The organism is Nocardia sp. NPDC057663 (assembly GCF_042799895.1).
Taxonomy (GTDB): Bacteria; Actinomycetota; Actinomycetes; order Mycobacteriales; family Mycobacteriaceae; genus Nocardia.
Genome location: NZ_JBHVHX010000008.1, coordinates 283,733 through 301,597, shown reverse-complemented (window position 1 = coordinate 301,597; position 17,865 = coordinate 283,733). Strand labels below are relative to the sequence as shown.

The 17,865-nt window shown below is 66.9% G+C and carries 13 protein-coding genes and 1 pseudogene; 7 read left to right on the top strand and 7 right to left on the bottom strand.

The window, feature by feature from the left end:
- The 5 genes and pseudogenes from ACFVAV_RS20145 to ACFVAV_RS20125 form a co-directional block, all read right to left on the bottom strand.
- A pseudogene (locus tag ACFVAV_RS20145) lies at nucleotides 1–264 on the bottom strand (phosphoglucosamine mutase); the annotation flags it as partial.
- Nucleotides 265–401: 137 nt separating this feature from the next.
- A complete protein-coding gene (gene rpsI / locus ACFVAV_RS20140) occupies nucleotides 402–917 on the bottom strand; it encodes a 30S ribosomal protein S9 (RefSeq protein ID WP_379036493.1) in 516 nt (171 codons plus the stop codon).
- Complete coding sequence (gene rplM, locus ACFVAV_RS20135; RefSeq protein WP_022567307.1) at nucleotides 914–1,357, bottom strand: 50S ribosomal protein L13; 444 nt, start codon at nucleotides 1,355–1,357, stop codon at nucleotides 914–916. The genes rpsI and rplM overlap by 4 nt, the downstream gene beginning before the upstream one ends.
- A gap of 177 nt (nucleotides 1,358–1,534) precedes the next feature.
- Nucleotides 1,535–2,869 carry a hypothetical protein gene (locus ACFVAV_RS20130; RefSeq protein WP_379036492.1) on the bottom strand — a complete coding sequence of 445 codons (1,335 nt, stop codon included), beginning with the start codon at nucleotides 2,867–2,869 and terminating at the stop codon, nucleotides 1,535–1,537.
- A gap of 73 nt (nucleotides 2,870–2,942) precedes the next feature.
- Nucleotides 2,943–5,465 (bottom strand): FHA domain-containing protein, encoded by a 2,523-nt coding sequence (locus ACFVAV_RS20125; protein WP_379036491.1) that lies wholly within the window; start codon nucleotides 5,463–5,465, stop codon nucleotides 2,943–2,945.
- A gap of 99 nt (nucleotides 5,466–5,564) precedes the next feature.
- Here ACFVAV_RS20125 and ACFVAV_RS20120 point away from each other — a divergent pair, with 99 nt between their 5' ends.
- The gene (locus ACFVAV_RS20120; RefSeq protein WP_379036490.1) at nucleotides 5,565–7,007 is read left to right on the top strand and encodes a metallopeptidase; all 1,443 of its coding nucleotides are present in this window, start codon (nucleotides 5,565–5,567) and stop codon (nucleotides 7,005–7,007) included.
- On the opposite strand, the gene ACFVAV_RS20115 is transcribed toward ACFVAV_RS20120, so the two are convergent.
- Together ACFVAV_RS20115 and ACFVAV_RS20110 are read right to left on the bottom strand one after the other, a co-directional pair.
- Complete coding sequence (locus ACFVAV_RS20115; RefSeq protein WP_379036489.1) at nucleotides 7,004–8,323, bottom strand: FHA domain-containing protein; 1,320 nt, start codon at nucleotides 8,321–8,323, stop codon at nucleotides 7,004–7,006. The two genes, ACFVAV_RS20120 and ACFVAV_RS20115, sit on opposite strands and share 4 nt — an antisense overlap.
- 191 nt (nucleotides 8,324–8,514) lie before the next feature.
- The gene (locus tag ACFVAV_RS20110; protein WP_379036488.1) at nucleotides 8,515–9,663 is read right to left on the bottom strand and encodes an RNA-guided endonuclease InsQ/TnpB family protein; all 1,149 of its coding nucleotides are present in this window, start codon (nucleotides 9,661–9,663) and stop codon (nucleotides 8,515–8,517) included.
- Between the two features lie 208 nt (nucleotides 9,664–9,871).
- Here ACFVAV_RS20110 and ACFVAV_RS20105 point away from each other — a divergent pair, with 208 nt between their 5' ends.
- The 6 genes from ACFVAV_RS20105 (at nucleotide 9,872) to ACFVAV_RS20080 (ending at nucleotide 17,863) form a co-directional block, all read left to right on the top strand.
- Nucleotides 9,872–11,077 carry a hypothetical protein gene (locus ACFVAV_RS20105; protein ID WP_379036487.1) on the top strand — a complete coding sequence of 402 codons (1,206 nt, stop codon included), beginning with the start codon at nucleotides 9,872–9,874 and terminating at the stop codon, nucleotides 11,075–11,077.
- Between the two features lie 184 nt (nucleotides 11,078–11,261).
- The gene (locus ACFVAV_RS20100) at nucleotides 11,262–12,350 is read left to right on the top strand and encodes a hypothetical protein (RefSeq protein ID WP_379036486.1); all 1,089 of its coding nucleotides are present in this window, start codon (nucleotides 11,262–11,264) and stop codon (nucleotides 12,348–12,350) included.
- Nucleotides 12,347–13,591: a hypothetical protein gene (locus ACFVAV_RS20095; RefSeq protein ID WP_379036485.1), complete on the top strand. Its 1,245-nt coding sequence runs from the start codon at nucleotides 12,347–12,349 to the stop codon at nucleotides 13,589–13,591. The genes ACFVAV_RS20100 and ACFVAV_RS20095 overlap by 4 nt, the downstream gene beginning before the upstream one ends.
- A gap of 75 nt (nucleotides 13,592–13,666) precedes the next feature.
- Complete coding sequence (locus ACFVAV_RS20090) at nucleotides 13,667–15,208, top strand: serine/threonine-protein kinase (protein WP_379036484.1); 1,542 nt, start codon at nucleotides 13,667–13,669, stop codon at nucleotides 15,206–15,208.
- A gap of 187 nt (nucleotides 15,209–15,395) precedes the next feature.
- Complete coding sequence (locus tag ACFVAV_RS20085) at nucleotides 15,396–16,628, top strand: hypothetical protein (RefSeq protein WP_379036482.1); 1,233 nt, start codon at nucleotides 15,396–15,398, stop codon at nucleotides 16,626–16,628.
- A gap of 11 nt (nucleotides 16,629–16,639) precedes the next feature.
- Complete coding sequence (locus tag ACFVAV_RS20080; RefSeq protein WP_379036481.1) at nucleotides 16,640–17,863, top strand: hypothetical protein; 1,224 nt, start codon at nucleotides 16,640–16,642, stop codon at nucleotides 17,861–17,863.
- Nucleotides 17,864–17,865 lie beyond the last annotated feature (2 nt).

The following is a 17,865-nucleotide window of genomic DNA, read 5'->3' as shown; positions in this document are numbered from 1 at the left end:
AAGGCCGGTCAGGTACGCCACGGCCGGGGTGGGCAGCACGCCCACCGAGAGGACATCGACACCCGCCGAGGTCAGGCCCGCGGTCACCGCGGCCTCCAGCATTTCGCCACTGGCCCGCGGATCTCGGCCGAGGACCGCGACCGCGCGCTTCTTGCCGCGCGAAAGCACCTGCGCCGCAGCACCGGCGACGCGCATCGCCAGTTCCGGACTCAGCGAGTCGTTGGCGAGCCCACGAACGCCGTCTGTGCCGAAAAGCTGTCCCATACCTGCCCCTTGTAGGTGGTCGATACAGCACGAGAGCAGGCGACCAGACGTGCTGGAAGCCTGCTCTCGCACACGTGCTCCGCCGACCGTACCGTCTCCGCCGAAGTAAGCGAAGACGGTGGCCGACAGTGCCGAAATCAGCGCTTCGAGTACTGAGGCGCCTTACGGGCCTTCTTCAGACCGTACTTCTTACGCTCGGTGGCACGCGGGTCACGGGTCAGGAAGCCGGCACGCTTGAGCGCGGGACGATCCTCCGGGGTGACCTCGATCAGCGCACGGGCGATGGCCAGACGCAGGGCGCCTGCCTGACCCGAGGGGCCGCCACCGACCAGGCGGGCGTAGATGTCGAAGCTCTCGACGCGCTCGACGGTCACCAGCGGCGACTTGACGAGCTGCTGGTGCACCTTGTTCGGGAAGTAATCCTCGATGGTGCGGCCGTTGAGCACGAAGTTGCCCGAGCCGGGAACCAGGCGCACGCGAACGACGGCTTCCTTACGGCGGCCGACGGTCTGCACCGGGCGATCGATCACGATCGGGGCGTAGGTGGCCTCTTCGACGTACTCGGCTTCGTAGCCTTCGCCGTCTTCGACAACCTCGACCACGGTCTCGTCGACCGCGTCGAACTCTTCGTTGAACTCTTCAGGAGCGGTCACTGGGCCACCTGCTTGATCTCGAACGGAACCGGCTGCTGCGCGGCGTGGGGGTGGTTCGGGCCTGCGTAGACCTTCAGCTTGCCCGCGATCGCGTTACCCAGCTTGTTCTTCGGGATCATGCCCTTGACGGCCTTCTCCACGAGACGATCGGGACGGGTCGCCAACACCTCGCCGACAGTGCGCGACTTGAGGCCGCCCGGGTGTCCGCTGTGGTGGTGGATCAGCTTGTCCTGCTTCTTGTTGCCGGAGATGGCAACCTTGTCCGCGTTGATGATGATGACGAAGTCGCCACCATCGACGTGCGGTGCGTAGGTCGGCTTGCCCTTGCCGCGCAGCAGGCCAGCGGCCTGCACGGCGAGACGGCCGAGGACTACGTCAGTGGCATCGATGACGTACCACTTGCGGGTGACGTCACCTGCCTTGGGGCTGTACGTAGGCACAGTCGTTCCCTGTCTGTCGTCGGTGTTGCCGGCCACGGGTGTGGTTCGAGAGCGTCCCGGCGGCCGGTGGAGACCCGGGACATCGAGGAGACGCCGATCCGCGAACGGTTCGACGTTCCACACGCCAGCGAGCAACGATACCAGCTACGCATGACGCCACCACAATCGGGCGAGGAGCTAGATCACCACCGGTGGGCCGGGATCGGTCGCGCCCGCGGGCCCCGGAATGAGGTAGCGCAGCGTGTCGATGCCGGGGGTGACGCAGGCGTTGTCCTCGATCAGGCCGCCGCCACGCGCGCTCGCGATGCCCTCGGGCGGGACCGTGTTCGCGTAGGGGGTGAACGCGCAGTTCACGACCTCGCCCTCGGCCGCGGTCGCGGGACCGGTGGCGCCCGCGTGCCAGGCCGTCGCGGCGAGCGCGACCGCGCCCACCACGGCCGGTGCGCCGAAGAAGCCCTTCTTCATCTTGCCGAGCAGCTTGCCCCGGCGCTCGTCGTCGTCGGGTTCGTCGAGCGCGTGCCGTCCGCCGGTCTGCGCGGGCGGACCGGCGACGAAACCGGCCGGGCTCGGCGGCTGACCGTTGGTCGGCGCCGCGGGCGGGGCACCCCAGCCGACCTGCGCGGCATAGCCCTGGCCCGGGTGCTGGGACTCGGGGTAGTCGTCCTCGTCGAGCTCCGGCTCGGTGACCAGCAGGTGCGCCGCGCCGAGCACCAGCGCGTGCATTGGATGATCGGCCACGTGCAGGCGCTGGCCGAGATGGTTCTGGAAGGCCAGCCGCAGCGCGTCGTTGAAGCAGACATTGCCCGCCAGCAGCACCGTCGAGGTGTCGGCGCCGATCGAGCGGGCTGCGGCCATCGCCTCGATCACCACGTTGTCGGCCGAGCGGGCGTCGCGCAGCGCCTCGGCGCCGACGGCGACCTCGACCGATTCGGTGGGCTGTTCGTCGTCGCCGTGCACCGCGACGACCAGCAGGGCGCGGCCGTCGGAGTACACGCCGGTGGCGCCGATGCCGTTGCGGTGCCGCTCGCTCGGCGGCGAGACCAGACCGAGGGCGCGCACGTAACCGGAGAGCGCGACGCTCTCCGGCAGCGGCTCGACGACCACGTCGAGCTGTTCGACGAGCGCGGCGTAGGTCTCGACCTTTTCCTCCGGCCAGGTGTCCGGATACGGCAGCGCGACCAGCTGCGGCTTGCCGCGCAGGTATTTGCCGACCGCGGCCAGCGGGTTGTACAGCCTGGCCCGGAACACCAGCTCCGCGGGCCAGGTGGCGCCGGCGATCACGATCTGCGGGTGCCCGAGGATGTCGCGCACGTCGGCGATCGCCATGCCGAGGTCCGGCCGCTGCCGGTCGACACCTGCTGTATGCAATCTGCCCGCCGCGTCGGCGAGCAGATAGGCGGGTGGGGTGTAGGTGCCCTCCACCTGAACCGGGCGGATCGGAGTCTCACCGCCGCCCGCGGCAACGGACACCACATCCCACCCCAGATGCAGGGCCCCAACTCGAACGGTCACAGGCTCAAGTGTGCCCGGTCGGCGAGCGACACGCGCATCATGCCCGCCGATATGGCCCTGACGTTGCGATCCCTCATGCCTGGGACTTCTTCAGGCGCAGGCGGCTCCAGGTGATGGCGGCCAGGATCGACGTGATCACGATGAGCAGCACGATGTCGAGAATCCAGATGCCCGGCTTGTGTTCCCACAGCGCGTCCTCCTGCGCACCGATGACCAGCTCGCGCAGGTCCACCGTCGACGCGCCCGCGGCATAACCCCAGCGCGACGGGAACAGATACGACACCTGCTCGAGGCCGGCCCGGTCGGTCACCGGGATCAGACCGCCCGCCATCACCAGCTGCACCATGATCATCACCACGAGCATCGGCATGACCTGCTCGTTGGACTTGGCCAGGCTCGACATCAGCAGGCCGAACACCACACAGCAGACCGCGGTCATCGCGATGACGAGGTACAGCTCGACGCTGCCGTTCGGGATCAGCGCGCCCTCCGGCGGCGCCTTCTTGCCGATCAGCGTGATGCCGACCAGCACCGCCGACTGCAGGAACGCGGTCACGCTGAACACCACGATCTTGGCCATCAGATACGCCGAGGGCAGCAGGCCGACCGCGCGCTCACGGTGGAAGATCGACCGCTCGCCGACCAGGTCACGCACGGTGAGCGTGGCGCCCATGAAGCACGCGCCGAGGATCAGCACCACGAGCAGCTGCTGTGCCTCACCGCCGCTGGACCGCGCGAACGACCCGTCGGGCTGCGCGATCAGCGGGCCCTCGGTGAAACCGTCGCTACCTGGCACCACCAGCGACAACGCGCCGAGGATGAACGGCAGCACCACGAGGAACGCCAGGTAGCCGCGGTCGGCGAAGATCAGCCGCAACTGCCTGCGGGCCAGGGTGCTGAACTGGCGCATCCCGCTCGATTGCGGCGGCGCGCCCGCGTTGCCCCGCTGCATCGGCGCCGGTGGCGGCGGCGGTGGCACGTAGGCCTGTCTCGACCGATAGGCCGCGAACGCCTGGTCCGGGTTGGCCGCGACCTTGGCGAAGATCTCCGCCCAGTCCGACGTGCCGAGCGCGGCGCCGACGCCACCGGGATGACCGGCGAAGGCGGTCTTGCCGCCCGGCGCGAGCAGCACGACCTGGTCGCACATGTCCAGGCAGGCGACCGAGTGGGTCACCACGATCACCACGCGACCGGCGTCGGCCAGTTCGCGCAGCATCTGCATGACCTGCCGGTCCAGGGCCGGGTCGAGGCCCGAGGTCGGCTCGTCCAGGATCAGCAGCGACGGGCCGGTGAGCAGCTCCATCGCCACCGACGCGCGCTTGCGCTGGCCACCGGAGAGCCGGTCGACGCGGGTGTCGGCGTGCTGGGTGAGCGAAAGCTCCTTCAGCACACCGTCGATCACCTGCTGCCGGTCGGCCTTGGTGGTGTCGGGCGGCAGCCGCAGTTCGGCGGCGAAGCCGAGCGCCTGGCGCACGGTGAGCTGCCGGTGCAGAACGTCGTCCTGCGGGACCATGCCGATGCGGGAGCGCAGCGCCTCGTATTCGGCGTGCAGGTTGCGGCCCTCGAAGGTGACCACACCGCCGGAGGGCTGGGTGCTGCCCGCGATCAGCTTCGACAGCGTCGACTTGCCCGCGCCCGACGGGCCGATCAGCGCGGTGAGCGTGCCACGCCCGGCCTGCATGTTGACATCGACGAGCAGCTGCTTGTTGCCCTCGACGGTGAACCCGACCCCGTGCACCGTCAGGCCGAGCTCGGCGACCGGCTTCTGCCGGTGCGCCAGCGCGCCCTGGGTGACGACGAAGTCGATATTGCCGATGGTGACGATGTCGCGCTCGCGCAGCACGGTGCGCTGCTGGCGATGGCCGTTGACGAACGTTCCGTTGGCCGACCCCAGGTCCTCGATGACCAGCCCCTCGGCCGAGGACACCAGGCGCGCGTGCTGGCGCGAGGCCAGCGGATCGTTCACCACGATCTGGTTGTCGGAGGTGCGGCCGATGCTGAGCCCGCCGGGCGGGATGCGATCACCGCGCGCCACCGGCTCGGTCGAGGCCGCCTTGCGCACCGGCGGCAGCATCGAGGAGTCGGCGCGGCGGGTCATGTTGATGTTGTCCTGCGGCGCCATCGGCTGCGACGGCAACTGCGAGGTGGGCGTGAACTGCGGCTGCTGGTGCGGGGTAGGTCTGGACTGCGGCGGGAAGGGCTGCTGGGGACGCTGCGGCGGGCGATGCTGCTGCTGCGGCTGTGAAGGCGGCGCCACCATCGTGGCGGCGTGGCGCGACGACGGCGCCGCAGGCACCAGATGCAGCAGCGGCCCACTGATTGCGTCCCCCAGACGCACTTGTGTGGGCCGGTCGATCGACACGGGCTGGCTCAGCTTGCGCGCGTCGACGAAAACGCCGTTGGTACTGCCGTTGTCGGCGAGTACCCAGGCGCCGTTCTGAAAGCGCAGAGTGGCGTGCACGCGCGAGACCAGCGGACTGTCCACGAACAAGGTCACCTCGGGCGCACGGCCCATGGTGATCTGCTGGCTCGCTTCGAAGACTCGTTCGGTTCCATCATGGCGCACGGTGATGGTCTGCGCCCCCGGTGAAGACATGGAGCGGATACTATGCCATCGCCCGGACATCGGCGGTGCCCCCGAGACGGCTTGCTGTCCCGATCCGGCGACCTGTATCCGGCCGACCAGGGGGGATCGATGAAAGGCCAAGTGCTCGTTGCGATCACCGCCGTGCTATGCGCACTGCTGAGCGTAGGTTGCACGCGGGCGATCGATGGCCACGGGGTCTCGATCTACGACGACCCGTTCCAGGTGGCGGGGCTGCCGACGACCGGCGGCCCGAACGGCCCGCGGCCGGGGGTCCCCGATTCGACGCTGACCGCGTCCAACGGCGACGGTGGTGACGTCGACGCGCTGGCGCTCAACGCGATCGACGACATCCAGGCCTACTGGCAGTCCGTGTTCGGCAGCGAGTTCCGCGGCGAGACCTTCGAGCCGGTGGAGAAGCTGATCTCCTGGAACGCCCGCGCCTCCCGCAATCAGGCGATCGATTTCTGCAAGGAGACCACCTACCACCTGGTCAACGCCGCCTACTGCCGCAGCGACAACTCGATCGGCTGGGACCGCGCGATGCTGCTACCCACCATGACCGAGACCTTCGGGAAGATGTCGGTGGTGATGGTGCTGGCCCACGAGTACGGGCACGCCATCCAGACCATGGCCAAGCTCGTCACCAAGAAGACGCCGGTCCTGGTCAAGGAACAGCAGGCCGACTGCTTCGCCGGCGCGTTCATGCGTCATGTCGCCGAGGGCAAGTCGAAGCACTTCACGATCAACACCTCCGACGGCCTGAATTCCGTTCTGGCCGCTACTGTTTCGATCCGCGACTCCGACCCCGACGATCCCGAGAGCGTGCACGGTTCGGCGTTTGAGCGTGTGACGGCCGTGCAGATCGGCTTCACCGACGGCCCGCGCGGCTGCAAGGGCATCGACGACGAGGAGATCGACCAGCGCCGGGGCAACCTGCCGCAGAGTTTCTCCGGCGACCAGGGCCGCGGCGAGTACCCGATCACCCAGGACAACCTGGTCGAGTTGAGCAAGGCGCTGCAAGCCATCCTGCCGGTGCAGAACACCCCGACCTACGACTACTCCGGCGCCCGGATCGACTGCAAGGACGGCGCGGCCACCGAGCCGGTCACCTACTGCCCCGCCAAGAACGTCATCGCCACCGATGTGCCCGGCCTCGCCGCGCGCGGCTCGGCTGACACCGACGACGACGGCCCGCTCCCGGTGAAGGTCAGCGGGGACTACAACGGCTATGTCGTGTTCATCTCGCGCTACACCCTCGCCGTCCAGCGCAGCCACGGCCAGCAGCTGACCGGCGCGAAGACCGGCCTGCGCGCGGCCTGCCTGTCCGGTGTCGTCACCGGCAAGCTCGCCCAGCCCGGCCGCCCGGCCAGCCAGGGCGACATCCAGCTCTCCGCGGGCGACCTCGACGAAGCGGTGTCCGGCTTGCTCACGGACGGTCTGGCCGCCAGCGATGCCGAGGGAAAGACCGTCCCGAGCGGGTTCTCGCGGGTCGATGCGTTCCGGGCGGGTGTTCTCAATGGCGAAACCACCTGCCTGTCGCGGTATTCCTAACCGAACGGCGGCGGCGCGGCGGGTTCATACCGCAGCACCCGGTTGCCGATCATCACCTCGGTGCCCGGGATGAGCACCATCGGCTGGTTCGGCGTGAGCCGGACCCAGTCGCGGTAGCCGGGCAGACGGGAGCGGGTGCCGTTGGTCGACCCGCGATCGATGAGCTGGACATCCCAATTCACCAGGTGCACTTCGGCATGCGCCCGCGACATACCGCCGGAGGTGTCGTCCACGCGCAGCGGGATGAGGCCGCGCTGGGCCGCCTCGGAGTTCTCCGGATCACGCCCGATCACCGCGTCGGCGGCCAGCAGGTAGGTCATGCCGTCGTCGAGGACGAGCATGCCCAGCGGCGGGCGCACCACTTCGTTGAGCGCCTGTGTCTGGTCGACCGGCATGCCGCACACGGTGCAGAACGCCGAGCGCGGATCGCTGGGATGCGCACGCGCGCACTTGAATCCCATCACCTTGACCGTGAGCACCGTCGCCCGCGCGGTCGCCTCCAGGCGTCGCTGCAGGTCCGGGTCGGGTTCGGGCGCGGGGTTGGTGCCCGCGAGCCGGGTCTCGGCATTGTGTGGATCGACAGGCGGCGCAACCGAATACGGGTCGACCGCCGAATGCGCCGGTCCGGTCGCGCTGGTCGCCGCGTCCATCATCGAGGTCGCGGGCTGCATGCCGGTGACGGGCGGTTCGGCCGGACGTGAATCCGCCTGCGCGGGACGCGGTTCCCGATCGATCCGCGCGGTGGGCGGTGGCGGCCTGCGCGTCTCGCCCGCCGGATCGGCGGTGCGGACCCGCGACCGCACCCCGTTGGACCACACGACAGCGCCACCGGCCTGCGCGATCCCCTCGACCAGCCACCCCACGCCGCGTTCCGGCGGCAGATCGGGGATGCGGCCCTTGGCATCGTCGACGAACAGTGCGACCGCCTTGGCCGGCTCGGACGCCACCCGGTCGACCGTGAACGCGGCATCACTGCCCCGGTAGTACTCGGTGGTGCCCTCGCCCGCGAGCACCGCGGTGACCGCGCCGTGCAGGAAGATCGCCACCCCGCCGTTGTCGGCGGCCGAGAGCACCCCGAAATCGATCGGCCTGCCCGGCGAGATCTGTTCGGCGTACTTCATCAGCCAGCGGGTCGCCTCCCGCGCGACCACCGAACCCGGACCGGCCGGTGAGTCCTCGGCCGCAGCACGCACCAGCTCGGCCAGCGACTCCAGTGCGACCGCCGCGGTGTCGTCGGGGGTGAGCCTGCCGTGCCCGCGATGGGCCACCACGATCACCGCGCCCGCGACGCGCGCGACCGCATGACTTCCGAGCACAACTTCGACCTGCCGATCCCTCACAGGTATCGGCCTCCACCGGAACCGCGCAGCAGGGTCGTCGCCATGTACTCCAGACTATGGCAAACCCGCCGGGATTGGAGAACCGGAAATTCTTGGCGTCCCGTCAGAACGAACGGCCACTTCGTGGCTCTCTGATGAGTTCCTGTTTCGCCGGGGCTCGCTTCCCGCTAGGCGGAAAGTCTGACGGCCCCTCCGCAGGCGTTTAGCCACTCCGCTCGCCCAGCGGCGTGGATATTGATAGCAGCGTTGAGATCGCGATCGTGGGCAACACCGCAGGACCGGCACGTCCACTGCCTCACCGAAAGCGGCTTCGGGCCGTCCACGACTCCGCACCGCGAGCACAGTTGCGACGACGGGAAGAACCGATCAACCCTGGCAAATATCCGCCCGTAACGGGCGGCCTTCTCCTCCACCATCCGCGAGAACATGCCCCACGAGGCGTCGTGGACGGACTTCGCCAACCTAGTTCGCGCCAAACCTTGAACGCACAAGTCCTCGACGAACACCGCTTGGTTATCGCGGATGATCTGCGTGGACTGCTTGTGCGCCCAATCCCGGCGTGTATCGCCTACTTTCGCGTGCGCCTTAGCCGCGCGAACACGCGCCTTCACGCGGTTGTTGCTGCCCGGGTCCTTGCGCGACAACGACCGTTGAGCCATGCGGAGCCTCCGTTCGGCCCGACGGAAGAACTTCGGTGACGTGATCCGCTTTCCGTTCGACAACACGGCGAACACGGACAGACCGAGATCGATGCCCACCTCGGAGGCCACCTCAGGCAGCGGTGTGGTGTCCACTTCGACGACGAAGCTCGCGAAGTAACGGCCCGACGCGTCCTTGATGATCGTGACCGAGGACGGGTCCGACGGGAGATCTCTCGACCACGCCACTTTCAGTTCGCCGACCTTCGCCAAATACACGCGGCCGTTGTCCCGAATGCGAAACCCGTTGCGGGTGAGCCGGATCGTCTGACGGTGGCACTTGCGAGAACGGAAGCGTGGCCGACCGACCTTACGCCCCTTGCGCTTACCCGACAGAGAGTCGAACCAGTTCCGGTACGCTGCCCTTGCGTCCTGACAAGCCTGCACCAGCACGACCGACGAGACCTCGGCGAGCCAGGCTCGTTCAGGAGTTCGCTTGGCTACTGTGACAACAGTTTTCTGTACTTCGGCGTCAGAGATCTTCACCCCGGCCGCGTGCGACCCTTGTCTCACCCGAAGACAGTCGTTGAAGACCACCCGAGCGCACCCGAACGCTCGAGCCAGCTGTATTCGCTGGCTAGGCGTCGGGTAGACACGGAATTGGTATCTCAACAACACACGGGGACAATAGCATTGGGCTATACAACCTGGCTAGGGGCCTAAAGAAGGCATGATCATGAGCAAGCTCATCGACCAACCTTCTATCGGCCGCTGGACACAGGCAAACGCGGCTATCATCAAGTCGACGGAGAACGATCCGGCTGGTGGCGGTTGTCTCGAATCCGGGCGGATCGTTCGATTGGCGCCATGGCGGCGAGGGGCCCTGATGATTCATTCGACCACGATCCGGATCGCGTCCGCGCTCTGTTACGCCACGATGGCAGCCTCGCTCACCGGATGTGCGGTCAGCGGCACCCCAGTCGCCGCCGAACCCGATGTGCGCGGACTGGAAACAGGTACCTACGCCGTCGAGCGGCACAGCTACGACGACACCGCGGGCAGCAAGGGTGCCCTCGTCGAGGGAACCCGGATGTCGGCGGCCGTCGTTTCCGCCGTGCGGATCGACCCGTCGCTGTCGTACGGCCGCGGCGGCACCGTCGTCCCCGATGTGGAGCGGGCGCTCGACTTCGTCGCCAATGTCTCCAAGCCCGTTCTGGAGCGCCGCAAGTTCGTGACCGGCTACGCTGCGCTCGGCTCCGACAAACCCGATCCGGACGGTCAGAAGCGTCCCGCGTCCGAGGCGACCGCCGTCACCACCGCGGTCTTCCGGTTCCCCGACGCCACCGCGGCCACGCTCGCCGCCCGGGAACTCGAGGACGTCGACCTGGCGGTCTCCCCCGATAACCGCAAGCTCGCCTCCACCAAATACCCGGAGGCCTACGTGCATTGGCGCCCGAACGTGCCGACGATCGGCGCGTTCCTGGCACACAAGGAGTTCGTGATCTCGCTGTTCATCCAGCGACCACGCGCCGACGCCACCGACCTCACCTCCTGGGTCGACAAGACCCTCGCCGCCGCCCTCACCCAGCTCGGCAAGTTCACCCCCACCCCCTTCGACAAACTCGACGACCTCCCGATCGACCCCGAACACCTGCTCGCCAGGGCCGTCGTCAAGGACCGCGCCGGCCTCGACCCCGACCAGCATTCGTTCGCCGTCTACAGCCCCGCCCACCTGGTGAACAACGCCGACGACCAGACCGCCCGCCAGCGCCTCGTCGACTCCACCGGCGCCGAGAACATCGCCCTCGTCGACGGCGGCTCCATCACCCGCGTCCGCGATTTCGCCGCCGCCCAGGCCCTGATGAACGGCCTCATCGATACCGCGGGCCACTACGACACCCTCCCCGCCCCGGCCGACATCCCCGGCGCCAAATGCCTGCAACTCAACAATCAGGGCGACGCCGAAGAGGAATACAAATACCGCTGCTACGTGCCGTACAAGCGCTATCTGGGCATCGTGAGCTCCGACCAGGAACCTGATGTGCGCCAGAAGATCTCCGCTCAGTACGCGCTGCTGGCCAACAGTTTGTGAAAGATCGAGCCCACCCCTTCCCGGATTCGGTGACGTAGGATTCCGCCGACCATCGTTTCGGGGAGGGATGATCGCGTTGCGAGCCACCAGACCAGCCTGTGCCGCGCTTGCGGCCGCACTGCTGACGACTGTTATCGCGGCCTGCGGAGGCGGTGACGAAAGTCCGGCAGCGACCGAGGTGCCGGTGGATCTCGCCACTCTCGACGTGGGTGGCTATGCGACACAACCACGTCAGGTCGGGGTGGTCGCGAACATGGATCAGGCACGGTTCGTCGAAGCCGAGCGGCTCGGTGATTTCGTGCCGTCTCCCGCCGATATCGACCCGCGCTTCGTCCACAGCAATCCGTTCATCGCCTCGGTGTTCATCGATCCCGAGGCGTCACTGGGCAAGATCATGGCAGTCGACCGGTTCGCCGAGATCGCACCCGATTTCATCGGTGGATTCGTGAGCTCCGCGGAGACCGAGCACCAGAACATGGGCATCGACATGGTCAATGCCGTCATGATCTTCCCCGACGCGCAGAAGGCCGCCACCGCCGCTACCGCACTGGAACAGCTCGACTTCGGTTACGCGCCGAACAATCAGCCGATCGAAATCCCCGGTTACCCTGCGGCGAAGGCACATTGGCAGCCCGACCAGCAGTCGATCGGTTCCTGGTTCGCGATCGGTCATCTCGTCGTCTACACCTGGTTCTTCGACTATCTGAAGATCTGGCTGGAAAAGGTCGACAAGCAGGCACTGGTCGACCTGGTCAGCAAGAGCCTCGACACCATCTTGCCCTCGGTCGCGAAGTTCACTCCGACGCCTGCCGACCAACTCATGACGCTGCAGCGGGACCGCGACGGCATGCTCGGTCGCACCGCGCCCCGTCCCCGCGAGGATTCGTGGACCAACCCACCCGGTGTCTACGCGGGCCGCACTGCCCGCCACTTCTCCTCCAACCCGGTGAGCAGGGGGAAGATGATCGACGACAACGGCGTCGACCTGTATGCCAACGACGGTTCCGAGGTGTACCGCGCTCGCGATATCGCAGGTGCCCAGGCTGTCGGCGACGAACTCGGCGGCCTGACCCGCAAGTTCACCGCCGTCGAGTCGCCGAAGAACCTGCCGAGTGCCCGATGCAAGGAGTACATCGGCAGGGAAAGACTGGCGGTCCGCTTCTACTGCGCGGTGTCGCATGACCGCTACGCCGCGTACGTCTGGTCCAACCAGCTCCTCGACGTCCAACAGCGCATCGCCGCCCAATACGCATTGCTGGTGAACGGCCGATGACCATGCCCAAACGCACCACGACCATCTTGCTCGCGGCCGTTCTGACAACAGTCCTGACGGCCTGCGGTTCCACCGTGTCCGGCACTGGCGTGCCCGGCGAAATCGATGTGCGAACCCTCGACGTGGGCTCGTACCCCACCGAGCCGGTCAATGCCCACGACGACGATCCCGTGCCCGCGTTCTACGAAATGGACACGGTGGCGTCGATGCGGATCGCCGACCACACGATCCACGCCTATGACATCGACCCGCAGATGATCTACGGCAACCGCGCCGATGCCAACTACGCCCGTTTCCTGCCTGCGGAACTCGGCGACAGCACCGCGATGCAGGCCATCGCAGAGAAGCACAAGATGCTCTACGGCTTCCATTCCAGCGGCGCGTCGAAGGACGTCACCCCCAACGTCAGCGGCAGCGACTGGCCGTCCAAGAAGGACGACAACCGGCTCACCGCCACGACGATGGTCTTCCAGTTCCCCGATGCCGAACGCGCTACCGCGGCGGCCAGGGAATTCCACGACACCGACTTCGCCGCCAAGGAGGGCCGCAACCAGCCGGTGACGCTCCCGAAATATCCTGCGGCCCATTCACATTGGCGCCCCGACTCGCCCTTCTTGCGCACCGTGCTCCCGCACGGCCCCTATGTGATCGCCTTCCTGCTGTCGGTGGCGACCCCCGACCTGTCCGCGCTCACCACCCTCGCCGAGAGCGCCTACACCAAGCAGATCGAGGCGCTGGCCGAAACCACCCCGCTGACCGACGAGCAGATCATGGCCCTGCCCTGGGACCCCGAGCACCTGCTGATGCGCACCCTCAACCCGGACAAGCTGACGAAGCCCGATTCCTCCTACTTCTTCGTCGGCGGCAAACAAGGCGCCGTGCACCATTCCGGCGGTCCCCTCCCTGACGACCGCCAGTACATCGACCAGCAGCTCACGAAGATGAACCCCCAGCAGGTCGCCGTGTCCTGGGGCTCGATCGGCATCCGCACCCCCGATGCCGAGACGGCGCGCCGAGCGGTCACCGACAAGCTCTTCCCCTGGCGGACCGAAACGGACGTGGCGCCCCCACCCAACCTCGCCGATTCCGCCTGCGTGGAGAACAAGAGATTCGCCGCGAAGAAGCGCTTCAGCTGCATCGTCGCCTATCACCGGTACGTCGGAATAGTCAGCAGCGAACAGCTTCTCGACGCCCAGCAACGCGCGGCGGCACAGTACGCCATGTTCGCGAACAGCCGTTGACGTGATGACTGGCGGCGGCCAGTATGTTCCCGCCGGAGCAGGGCAGTGCAGCAACGAGTCAGGAGATCGTGAGAGATGGCGATGAGCCCGGGCACCATCGTCGGTGGCTACCGAATCATCCGCAAGATCGGCGCAGGCGGCATGGGCTCGGTCTATTTGGCCGATCACCCGAGCCTGCCCCGCACCGACGCGCTCAAGATCCTCAGCGCCGAACTCAGCCGTGACCCCGAGTTCCGGGCCAGGTTCGAACGAGAGGCCAATCTCGCCGCCGGACTGGACCATCCGAATATCGTCTCGGTCTACAACCGCGGCGAAGAGCATGGTCAGCTGTGGATCGCGATGCAGTACGTCGAAGGCACCGACGCCGCCGCCGAACTCACGCGCGACCCGCACGCGATGACCCCGCTACGCGCGCTGCGCATCACCACCGAGGTCGGCAAGGGCCTCGACTTCGCCCATCACCGCGGCCTGCTGCATCGCGACGTCAAACCGGCGAACTTCCTGCTGTCGGAAACCTACGGCGACGACGAGCGGGTGCTGCTCACCGACTTCGGTGTGGCCAAGTCGACCGACGACGCCTCCGAGCTCACCCAGACCGGCAGCTTCCTCGCGACCATCGCCTACGCGCCCCCGGAGCAGCTCTCCGGCGACCGGCTCGACCACCGCGCCGACATCTACAGCCTGGCCTGCGCGTTCTACAAGCTCCTGACCGGCCAGAACCCTTACCCCGCAACACAACCGGCCATGGTCATGATGGGCCACCTGCACGAGCCCCCACCGCGCCCGACCAGTGTGCGCCCAGGGTTGCCACCCGCCATCGACTATGTCATCGCCCGCGCGATGGCGAAGAATCCGAACGAGCGTTTCGCCACCTGCCGGGAATTCACCGACGCCGTCGCCACTGCGCTGATCCCCGGGTCCCATCCCACCGGCAACCACACCTCGCCGACCTATCCGATCCAGACGCCGCCACAGTGGTCGAGTTCAGCCCGCACGGAAGCGTTCACCGCCCACGGCGCGGCGAATTCCGGTAGTGCGCCGAAGAATTCGAAGCGCAAACTCGCGCTCTCGCTCGGCGCACTGGCCGCTGTCGTCGCGGTCGCCGCCGGTATCGGAATCTGGGCATCCAGCGGCAATACTCCCGCCTCGGCGCCGGCCCCCACCACGGCCCAGGCAACCGGAAGCCCGATCGAGCAGGCCCGAGCAGCCAACCCCGCCTTCGCGGGCAAAACGGTCCTGATGGTCGACGTGGACGCCGACAACAAGATCGCCACCTACCTCGGCGGCACCCTCCCGACGAAGTTCCTCGAAGACCTAGGCCTCATCTACAACTTCAACTACATCAAGACCGGCGAAGAACCATCCCCACGCCCGGTCGCCACGTCATCCGACCGTATCAACGCCGCCGAAGACACCTACATCCTCGCCGTCCGCAGCGACGCGAAAGCCGGCGGCGGCGGCCTCCTCGGCCTCCCCTTCCAGATCACCGGATCCCGCGCGAGCGTGATCCCCATCGACGACCCGATCACCGTCACCGCGATCCGCACCTGGACATCGAACTCCGAGCAAATCCTGCTGTCCCGGCTGGTCCCAATCCTGCAGAGCCGCATCAAATAAGGGTCAAGTGGGCGCACGGTTGGTATGTCGCGGCACCAGCCGTGGATTCCCCCGTCGTCTGACATGGTTGCGCTGCCGAAGGGTGCGCTACGATGCCCGCGAACCAGATCACCGGGGACGGGGTGGGCTGCGACTGAGATCGAGTCGCCCCACGATCGGATCAGCTAGTCAGTTGGAGGGGGAGAGCGTGAGGCTCAACCGTGGTGGATCGATCACGCGCGTAGCGGTTCAGGCGGCGGTTGCTGTCGTCATCTCCGCCGCCGTGATCGGTTGCGGTTCACAGGTATCCGGCACCGCGACGCGTATCGAGCCGAATACGTCGGATCTCGATTTCGGCAACTACCAGACCCAACCGCGCACAGTCGGAAACGCCAAGAGCCTGAACCAGGGGCGGGCGTGGGAAGCCCAGCGTCTCGCGGACTATGTGGCACTTCCCTTCGAGATCGACCCTGCCTACGTCTACGACAATCGAAAAGAATCGTTGATCCAGCCCACTCAGATCGTGCTGAATCGCAAGGGGCTGGGCAGGCTCATCATCAACGACACCTTCGACGAGGTCGCCGAAGATCTGGTCGCGGGCTGGCTGAACTCCTGGGCGACCGAGCCGACCGGGGGCAACCCGCGACGCAGCCTCAACCTCTCAGTCCTGATCTTCCCCGATGCGAAGACCGCCGAGACGGTCGCTCCGATCCTCGAACACGACGACTTCACCTACAACAGCGACAACGAAAAGGTGTCGATCACCAAGTTCCCGAAGACCTACGCACACTGGCGGCCGTCGATCTCCTCCATCGGTTCCTGGACGGTCCACGACCGCTACGTGATCTTCATGAAGCTCGATGACGAGACCCGCGCACCGGACCTGCCCTCGCTGCGAGCGCAGGTCGAGCGAGCACTCGAGGTGCAGATTCCGCTGCTGGACAAATTCGTGCCGACCCCGTCGGACCAGCTCGAACGGGTACCCCTCGACCCGACCGGGCTACTCGGCCGAACTCTGCCGTCGGATCCGTCGGCACCGGCCCGGGCCCAGCCCGACGGATACTTCACCGGACGCGGCGCGCTGAGCTTGTTCCTCGATCCCGATGCCGAGTTGCTGAGCACCTTCACCAAGCACGGCATCGACTTGATCTCTTTCGGCGACACAGTCGTCTTCCGATCCACCACCGCAGCGGGTGCGAAGGATCTGTTCACCGAGTGGAAAGCACCGGACGAAGACGCCATCGAGGCGCCCGCTCCCAAGGAGCTGGGCGATGCGGTCGCCTGCCGAGCCAACACCTACGAGTCACAGGGCGAGGTGAAGACCTCCGATCACCTCTGCTATCTGCAGGTCGACCGTTACGCCGTGCAGATTCGCGACAAGAACTTGCAGGATCTCCACCAGCAGGTTGCCGCGCAATACGTTCTGCTCACCCGCCGATGAGGATGCCCGACATGAAGAACACCCTGCGGCTGGCTGGGCTGCTCACGATCCTGATCGTCGGGTCCGGTTGTGCGGCACCCATTTCCGGCCAGGCCAAGCCCGGGATGACACCGGTAGACCTGGCAGCACTCAAAACCGGCGCGACCGTCACCGAGCCGACCACGTTCGAGTTGAAGTACTCCGACACCGCGAAAACGGTCAGATTGATCGAGGGGCGCCGCCTGCTCAACGTCCTCATCCAGTCGATCGACGTCGACCCCGAACTGACGATGCGGGTCACCACCAGGGTGTTCGCCGATGGTACGGACATGTCGAAAGACGACGGCCTCCCTGAGATTTTCAAGGCCGCGGTGACCGACAACAACTTCATCGCCGGTGTCACCGCATCGCGGACGAACGGCAGCGTGCGAGACACCAAGGGCCTGCACATGAGCGTGCTGCACTTCGCGACCGCGCAGGACAGCAAGAACGCGGCCGCTGCGATGTATCAGGTGGGCACGACAGGCGAAAACCCCCGGCAGCCGGTGACGATTCCGGGATACTCCGATGCCAACGGGTCGAGCAAGGATGGCACCGCGGTCAGCGCTTTCCAGGCGCACGGCCCCTTTGTGATCGGGGTCAGCATGTCGCAGGAGACACCCGACTCCGCCGGTTTGGCCACCAAGATCAAGAAGGCGCTCGATCTGCAGACTCCAGCGCTCGACAAGTACCGGATCATCGCCCCCGACGATCTGCTCGATCTGCCGCTCGACCCCGACGGGATCATGCGCCGTGCGACGGGCAAGTCCCCATCGGGCGACCCGTACGGCATGAGCTACCACGAAGAAGACTTCGGCACCTTCGAGCCGTCGGGGATCCTGCACTTCGAACGAAATCCCGCCGAAACCCGCACAGCCTTCGAGGAAGCCGGTGTCGACCTGGTCGGCCGGCGCTTCAGCACGGTGTACCGGACTCGCGATGTCGAGTCCGCGTTCAAGCTGCAGACCGTCCTCGCCAAGAGAGGCAAGAGCGACACCGAGCTCGACCCGCCGCCCGGCATCGCCGACGCCCAATGCCTGCGGCTGGAGGAATCGGACCCGAACCGTGCCTACAACGGGATCTGTGTCCTGGTGTACGACCGCTACGTTGCCGTCGTCATGTCGCTGGCGAGCGTGTCGCGTGCGTCGCTGCAGGTCGACCCGATATTGCAGGAACGAACCGCCGCACAGTACGCGATCCTGAAGAAGAGCGAGTAACG

What these genes read in the sequence shown, in the direction of transcription:
- ACFVAV_RS20095 (WP_379036485.1), top strand. Translation starts at nt 12,347, where the DNA reads ATGACCATGCCCAAACGCACCACGACCATCTTGCTCGCGGCCGTTCTG.
- ACFVAV_RS20105 (WP_379036487.1), top strand. Translation starts at nt 9,872, where the DNA reads ATGATTCATTCGACCACGATCCGGATCGCGTCCGCGCTCTGTTACGCC.
- ACFVAV_RS20080 (WP_379036481.1), top strand. Translation starts at nt 16,640, where the DNA reads ATGAAGAACACCCTGCGGCTGGCTGGGCTGCTCACGATCCTGATCGTC.
- ACFVAV_RS20090 (WP_379036484.1), top strand. Translation starts at nt 13,667, where the DNA reads ATGGCGATGAGCCCGGGCACCATCGTCGGTGGCTACCGAATCATCCGC.
- ACFVAV_RS20120 (WP_379036490.1), top strand. Translation starts at nt 5,565, where the DNA reads ATGAAAGGCCAAGTGCTCGTTGCGATCACCGCCGTGCTATGCGCACTG.
- ACFVAV_RS20125 (WP_379036491.1), bottom strand. Translation starts at nt 5,465, where the DNA reads ATGTCTTCACCGGGGGCGCAGACCATCACCGTGCGCCATGATGGAACC.